This is a genomic window from Chamaesiphon sp. OTE_20_metabat_361 (genome assembly GCF_031364565.1).
Genome location: NZ_JANLWO010000107.1, coordinates 1 through 7,187, shown reverse-complemented (window position 1 = coordinate 7,187; position 7,187 = coordinate 1). Strand labels below are relative to the sequence as shown.

General features: G+C 48.0%; 9 protein-coding genes and 1 pseudogene. 3 read left to right on the top strand and 7 right to left on the bottom strand.

Annotated features, from left to right (window positions below; genetic code table 11):
* Positions 1-227, bottom strand: a pseudogene (locus RMO35_RS03025) (hypothetical protein); the annotation flags it as partial.
* Between the two features lie 19 nt (positions 228-246).
* Here RMO35_RS03025 and RMO35_RS03020 point away from each other — a divergent pair.
* Both RMO35_RS03020 and RMO35_RS03015 read left to right on the top strand, forming a co-directional pair.
* Entirely contained in the window at positions 247-411 is a 165-nt protein-coding gene (locus RMO35_RS03020; protein ID WP_309738463.1) for a hypothetical protein, read from the top strand.
* Positions 412-912: 501 nt separating this feature from the next.
* The gene (locus RMO35_RS03015) at positions 913-1,500 is read left to right on the top strand and encodes a hypothetical protein (protein ID WP_309738462.1); all 588 of its coding nucleotides are present in this window, start codon (positions 913-915) and stop codon (positions 1,498-1,500) included.
* Positions 1,501-1,766: 266 nt separating this feature from the next.
* Here the strand turns inward: RMO35_RS03015 and RMO35_RS03010 are convergent, their stop codons facing one another.
* The 3 genes from RMO35_RS03010 to RMO35_RS03000 all read right to left on the bottom strand — a co-directional run bounded on the left by RMO35_RS03010 (position 1,767) and on the right by RMO35_RS03000 (position 4,656).
* Positions 1,767-3,389: a cyclic peptide export ABC transporter gene (locus tag RMO35_RS03010; protein ID WP_309738461.1), complete on the bottom strand. Its 1,623-nt coding sequence runs from the start codon at positions 3,387-3,389 to the stop codon at positions 1,767-1,769.
* A gap of 123 nt (positions 3,390-3,512) precedes the next feature.
* Positions 3,513-3,998, bottom strand: coding sequence for an allophycocyanin subunit alpha-B (locus RMO35_RS03005; protein WP_309738460.1), 486 nt, complete (start codon positions 3,996-3,998; stop codon positions 3,513-3,515).
* Between the two features lie 205 nt (positions 3,999-4,203).
* Entirely contained in the window at positions 4,204-4,656 is a 453-nt protein-coding gene (locus RMO35_RS03000) for a pentapeptide repeat-containing protein (RefSeq protein ID WP_396134915.1), read from the bottom strand.
* 170 nt (positions 4,657-4,826) lie between these two features.
* Between RMO35_RS03000 and RMO35_RS02995 the strand changes: the two genes are divergently transcribed.
* Positions 4,827-5,000: a hypothetical protein gene (locus RMO35_RS02995; protein WP_309738458.1), complete on the top strand. Its 174-nt coding sequence runs from the start codon at positions 4,827-4,829 to the stop codon at positions 4,998-5,000.
* A gap of 144 nt (positions 5,001-5,144) precedes the next feature.
* Here the strand turns inward: RMO35_RS02995 and RMO35_RS02990 are convergent, their stop codons facing one another.
* The 3 genes from RMO35_RS02990 to RMO35_RS02980 all read right to left on the bottom strand — a co-directional run.
* Complete coding sequence (locus RMO35_RS02990; protein ID WP_309738457.1) at positions 5,145-6,056, bottom strand: TIGR01777 family oxidoreductase; 912 nt, start codon at positions 6,054-6,056, stop codon at positions 5,145-5,147.
* A 57-nt stretch (positions 6,057-6,113) separates the two neighbouring features.
* Positions 6,114-6,713 carry a neutral zinc metallopeptidase gene (locus RMO35_RS02985; protein ID WP_309738455.1) on the bottom strand — a complete coding sequence of 200 codons (600 nt, stop codon included), beginning with the start codon at positions 6,711-6,713 and terminating at the stop codon, positions 6,114-6,116.
* 135 nt (positions 6,714-6,848) lie between these two features.
* Positions 6,849-7,187, bottom strand: a 339-nt coding sequence (locus RMO35_RS02980; RefSeq protein ID WP_309738454.1) for a 2-C-methyl-D-erythritol 4-phosphate cytidylyltransferase, incomplete at its 5' end; no start/stop codon positions are given.

Below are 7,187 nucleotides of genomic sequence, written 5' to 3'. Positions count from 1 at the left end.
GCGTTGCAATCATATTTAGTCGCAATCCCTTGCAGGGCGGTATATTGCCACTGACCGGGTTTGACGTCGCTAGCAACATCGTCAGTAGGATCGACTTGGGGCTTGCTTGCAGGATTTTCACCAGCGGCTACTCTAACAGGGTTGGTACCGCTAGCTTTATTAAAGATGAGGCTATTCGCGTTGTCAGCAACTGGAGCAACAATGCTCTCAGTGCTTGGTGCCGCCATTACCCTAGTGGACAATAACATGGCGAACCCGAATGCTACAGGGCTAATTAATACAGATTTCCAAAATGCTGATGACATCTGGGTGGTGCTCCTCACAGGTAAGTTTAGGGTGTTTGGGTTGACAGGTACAATGGACGATCTCATCTTCATTTGGCGGTCGCGCACGGTTCGCAACGTATCTTAATCTTTTTGTCAGGTTTGATACTGATAATCACGATACAAATTTGCTGCTCTTACATTGGTTGTCAAGTTGACACTCATTATAAGATGCAACTATTCTCTTCAAATCAGATAAATCTGGTTTTAACGTAAAATTAAGTACACTTTTGAGACTAAATAGTGACGATCGATACAAAACATCTCCCGTTGGCGTAGCCTCTCAGAATGAGAATCGACTACCTGCCTTCACAGCGAGAAGTGCCAGTGCGATCGACGATTTCGGTAGCAGCTATCTAGTCCCTTGTAGTAATAAGGTACCCAAGCTCGGAGCGAAGTCAACACTAATTGGCGGATTTTTACTCGAAATATCCAGATTTTGCTAGCGGACATGCTGGAGTACAGCGCTCAAAGATCGATTTTGGCTCTCGACTGGGCATCCTAAACCTATAGCCAGTTTAGGTGTGAGTTGAGGTAGCCAGTGATAAATCAGCAATTGCAAACGCGCGAGTCAAACCCCGCTGTATGTATGACAACAAGTCTCGATCGCCATGTTATTGCCACTGCACAGCGGGGCAAAGTAGCTACCGACAAAACTAAGGGACAGCAATTTGCAGCAGCTCTCAAGGCAAAATACGATGGTACGCGCCCGCTAATTGAGGATGTGATTTTTGCAACAGTAGAACTAGCAGATCTCCAAGCAGGCAAAAGCTACTTGGAGATCTCTCATCACCCGAATCGTGACTCCGTTGGCGTTGGCGAAGCCTCTGCCTTAGCAGAAGCCTCTCGGAACGAGAATCGCAAACCATACTACACCACCAAAATTACTAATAAATCGACCCAAAGAATTCGGATCGATCGATTCGGGACTTACGTTCAAAAGGGTCACACTCTCGTCCTCCACTCACTCACAGGTGGGTTTCTCAGCGCTCAACAGTTTCAAGAATGGTATGAATTGGGCGCAAGTGAGTGGCTCGAACCAGGGCAAGTCGTCACCGATCCCAATAATCATAGTAATTTGGGTGTCTACTGGGCTTATTCGGGTACGACTGCTGACGGTAAAAAGTTTGTCGCGGGTGCGGCGTGGGTGGGTAAGCGGTGGTGGAAGTTTTGGTAATTAACGTCAGTTCGGGTTAAGGATTTTCGACCGATGACTCCTAGCTTCGTTTCCGCACCGCCCTCAAATGAATTTGCGGATGCGCGCTCGTCGGGTCTCCCGACGGTTTAGCGCACCAAGCGGGGGCTAAAAGCAAAAGTTCGTTGAAACGAACTAATCAATTTGGTAGTTCGTTTTAACGAACTTTTGCTTTTAGCCCGAACTTATAGTTCAGGGCGGTGCTTGAGCGGAGCAAATCAGTTTTCCTTATCCCGAACTCACGTTAATTAGTTGTTAATTATTTTGCCATAATCCAGCTTAAGTACCCGATCGGCGAGATGAAAGTAGCGATCGTCGTGACTGATAACTAAGATCGATTTACCACGCTGTTTTAGCTCGGGGAGGAGTTGCTGATAGAAGATTTCCCTAAAGAATGGATCTTGATCTGCTGCCCATTCATCAAATAGATAAATAGGACGATCTTCGAGGTAGGCTGTCAGGAGGGCTAAACGTTTGCGTTGACCTTGAGAGAGTGCGGTAGTGGAAAGTTTGCCATCGGCGATCGCGACTTTATGAGTGAGTTGGAGTTTTTCTAAGTACATATTTGCTTGTGCGTCTTCATCGGCAAGTCGCAAGCCCACAAAGCGATCGAATAAATAAAAGTCTGAGAATACGGTTGAAAATAACTGGCGATATAATTCACGGTTGCGATCGTCAATAACATTGCCATCTAATCGAATCTCACCACTATCTGGCACATACAAACCAGTGATTAGTTTGGCTAATGTGGATTTGCCGCTGCCATTTCCACCGACGATAAATACTAACTCGCCGGGATGAAGGGCAAGATCGATCGGCCCTAATGTGAAGGTGTTTTCTTCGCCAGCAAGCTGGTAATTGTGGGTAGCATTTTTGATGTCGATTCGATCGAATTGGCGGGGATTGGTAGTCGTGCGGGCGACGGTTTCGGCGCGGCTGGCTAGCGATAATCCTAATGTATCGATTTTCCGGATGGCGACACCTGCTTGACTCAAAGCTGGCAAGATTGCTAAGGTGTTCCCGATCGGACGCATCAGATAGGAGATCGTCAGCACGTAGCCAGAAATTAGTTCGGCAGAAACTGTTTGAATTTGGGGTAAGCCGTAGACTAATAATCCCAGGAGTACAAAATATGACAGTTCGCCAATCCCCGCCGAGAGTGCGATCGCCCGTTGGGAGCCAATTCGGTATTCGCGCAGCGTTGCGGCGGTAGTTTGGAGATCTTCATCGATAAAATCTTCCCGCCGTTGGGAGTGGAGTTTCAGTTCTTTGATGCCGTTGGTAATTGCCTGAAAATGTTGCATCAGGGCATCATTTTCTTCCCGCGCGACGGTAAACATCCGAATCGCTTGGTTGATGAGCAGTTGCACCACGCTAATCGACAGTGCCATAAATACTAGCGTCCCGACTAATACCCCGATCGACAGCCAGCCGAGATAAACTAGCGATGCAACCACGATCGCCGCATTGACACACAGCGTCGGAATACTAAAGACACCACTCGAAATCGATTGAATATCTTCAGTCAGAGTCGCCAGTAGCCGACTGGAGCCGAGTTCTTCCAGATGGCGCAGTGGAGACGCCAAAATCCAGCCACTAATCCGCAGCCGCAATTTGTAGATCGCATCTTGCGCCAACTGTGCGAGTAAAAACTGGGAGACTAAGTTGGTAATCAACGTCACCACAACCAGCCCTAGAAAGCCCCACAACAGCTCTGGCGGTGCTTGAGGGTGTTCCGGAGTGATGCGCCCGATCGAGTGGTTGATGAGCGCGATCGAGGCAGCACTGCCGATCCCACTAATCGAACCAGTAATCGCCGCCGCCAAGACGCTCAGCCACGATGCTTTGAGTAGAAACTCGATTAAATTCATGTAGATTCAGTTGACAGTTAGGTTTGCCGCTAACTTCAGTTTATCTACAAAAACAAAACAACCCCCAGGATTACTGAGGGTTGTCGATCGATATGTCCAATACATCAACAATTCAATGGCGATTTAGGACATCTCTTGAATAATGTAATCAAAGTAAGGAGCAGCAGCAGCAGCATCTTCCTCGCTGAGGCGGCTGAGAGAAGCTTCTTTGAGTGCCACGATCGAATCAGCCATCCCAGCAACGGGAACACCCAAGGAATTATACATATCCCGCACGCCAATCAGTCCGATTTCCTCGATCGGCCCTTTATCGCCAGCAAGTACGCCATAAGTAACCAACCGCAGGTACCAACCGTAGTCTCTGAGACACTGAGCGCGTTGTTTTTGTCCCGCAGCATTACCACCTGGGGCGATATAGTCGGGGTGTTGCTTCCATAACTGTTTGCTAGCCTGCTCGACAATTTTCTTTTCGGCTTCTGCTAGCGTGGTAACGATCCGAATTCGCTGTTCGCCAGTTTGCAGAAATGACTGGATATTTTTGAGTTCTCCAGTACTGGGGTAACGAAGATCGTCATCGGCTTTTAGAATAACTTGACTAACAACACTCATATTAATTGCGATCGATTATTTAGATATCTATTATAAGAATAGTTTAACTACTGTCGGTGCCACAAGTGAATAGATGCGATAGAGGGATAGAAGATCTTTGGCAAATCTTTAGAATTTAGATGGGAGATGGGAGATGGGAGATGGGGAGACAGGGAGACGGGAGAGAATCTAAACCCATCACCTCTTACCTCTTACCTCTTACCTCTTACCGACACCCCAAACTATCCCGAGTAGCGACTCCTGTCACTGGATTGATTCCCTCGGCACGTTCGCATAGTAGTTTCATTTGCGCTCGATCGATTAAGGCATCGGTAAAATCAGCGCCCGTAATCTTGGCACCGTAGAACCGAGATCGAGTCAGGGTAGCTTCTGTGAGAATTGCATCAGTCAGATCGGCTTCATCGAAGGTGGCTCGATCTGCTAATGCACCCGTGAGATTGGCTCCTGATAGATTTGACTTGAGCATTACCGCCATCGTCAACATGGCGTTTGTCAAGTTTGCTTTACTCAAATTTACACCGCGTAACTCGGACGATACAAATACGCCGCCTGTGAGATCTTGTCCGGCAAAATCGCGATCGGTTAGATTAATCCGACTATAATTAGTCTGCTTACTAACAGCAAGTGTGAAATCCTGGAAACCCAACGAAAACCACATCAGCGCCACGATCGTCAGCCGCGTCAGCCAGGTAGTTAATAGCGCTGTGATGGATTTAGCAAGCGGTAATATTTTCAAATTTAACACTGGTATTTATTATTTATTAACTTCTGTAAGTAAATTCAGCTTGAGGCGATCGATACCCATATCCCCTATCCCCTATCCCCTAAATGATTATTGAATCGATCGAGATCGAAATGGATATTACTACTACTAAAGGTGAACTCAATACCGCGATCGAAACTAAACTCCAAGAATGGGGCGAACCCCTCCGGTGGGCGATTACCACAGTCGATCTCACTACCAATATCGCTCAGATCGAAGCAATTGTAATTAGGGAATAGTGGATAGTGGATAGTGGATGAAAGAAGTAGGGTGGGCACTGCCCACCGTCTAGGTTTCAGGCATAATCTATCCGATCGATCGTTGGATATACCTACTTACCGATCTTACCTACTTCCTAAAGCCCAAAACCTAAAGCCTACTGCCTAGCTCCCTAAAATCGCAGCTAAAGCTGGTTTAATGGTTGAGTATTGAAAGTCAAAACCTTGAGCGAGAGTGTGGGTAGGGACTACTTGCTGTCCTTGTAAAACGACGATCGCGCCTTCACCGAGCAGCGCTTCGAGGGCAAAATTGGGGACGGGAAGCCACGAAGGGCGGTTCATGACGGAGCCTAACGTTTGGGAGAAAACTTCCATCGTCACGGGATTAGGTGCAGTGGCATTGTAGACACCCTGCATTTGCGGATCGGTAATAGCCTGAATTATCAACTTAACGACATCATCGCGATGTACCCAAGAAAACCACTGCTTGCCGCTGCCGATCGGGCCGCCGACGAAGGCGCTAAAAGGTGCTAGCATCTTGCCTAAGACACCACCATTTTCGCCCAAGACGATCCCCATGCGGAGGATAACCAAGCGGGTACCAGTATTGGTAACTGCTTGTGCGGCAGTTTCCCATGCCGTGCAGACTTCAGCCAGAAAATCCTTACCCGCTGGACTAGTTTCATCAAATTTACTAGTTTCGCTGGTGCCATAGTAGCCGATCGCGGAGGCATTGATCAGGACGGACGGTTTGACGCTAGATTGGGATATCGCTTCGACGATTTTTTGGGTACCGATTTGGCGACTTTCCAGGATCGTGCGCTTGTGATCTGGCGTCCAGCGCTTTTCGGCGATGGGTTCTCCAGCTAGATTCACTACCGCATCACAACCCGAGATCGACTCTTGCCACGCGCCCGACTGGAGCGGACTGTAGCCGACGATCTGCGCTCGTCCGAAGCGATTGCTTGCCTGTTGAGGACTCCGCGTAAAAATTACTACCTCGTGTCCCTCTGCTTGGAGTTGTTCGACTAGCCGACTGCCAACAAATCCAGTAGCTCCCGCGATCGCAATCTTCATACCGTACTTACATTGATACTTACTCCTTTAGATTTTCGCACTTATGTCTGAGATTTTCTACCGCACCCGACAAGCCGAAATTCCTCTACCTTGAGATGCTTGAAAACCGAGCAATACGGCTTTAGCGCGCTGTTCGGGCGTACCGTGGTGTTGGCGGTTATTAAATTCATAATCTCCCACCTTATAGGCAATTGCGGCGATTTGCTCGATATCTTCTCGATCGAAGGTGACACCAGGCATGGCACCCATATAGAAACCCGCCATACAATCAGCTTGGAGTTCGATCGCGGTAATATTATTTGGTCTGAAGCCACCAATTGTCTGGGCGGCATGGGCATATTCATGAGCCAAAATATAAGCTAATGCGGCATCGCCGTATTGATACGCCATCCGAATATGTTGGTTGGTAATATAAATCGTATTGTTGCGGGTACAATACAAGCTGCCCCCTATCCGTCCGCACGGACTGGAAGCACCATTGAGGACATTCCAGCGGACTTTAGGTCTCGATCTCGTGGCATCTACTTGCCGCAATCCTTTATAAACAGCATTTAAAACTCTTTCTGGCCCGAGTTCGGTTGCCTGGAGCGGAATACTGGCAGTAAGTGTCGTAATCAAAGCAAGGCTGACGCGAGTGCAAAATTTCCCCAGGTTCATACGGGTATTGGGTTGGGATAGGGGAGATGGGAGATGGGAGATGGGAGATGGGGTAATGGGTAATGGGTAATGGGTAATGGGTAATGGGTAAGAGGGGAAAATACAAATCAGGACGCCATCGTCTGAATTTCTTAGTCACGTTCTACTCCCATCTCCCATCTCCCCCCTACTTCTGAGAATAAATTCTGCGATCGCGAGATCGACTGGGGTGGTAATTTTGAGATTGGTTTCTTCGCCGGGGACGATAGTAACGGGGAGACCACATTTTTCAAATAATGCGGCATCGTCAGTTACTTCCCACCCGAGAGCGCGTCCCTTGTCGTGACAGGTTTTGAGGAGTTCGACATCAAAACCTTGGGGAGTTTGAGCCGCCCACAGGTTAGCTCTGTCCGGGGTGTCGATAACGATACCTGTATTATCTACAATTTTAATTGTATCTTTTACAGAAATAGCCGCAATTAATCCCGGACAAGT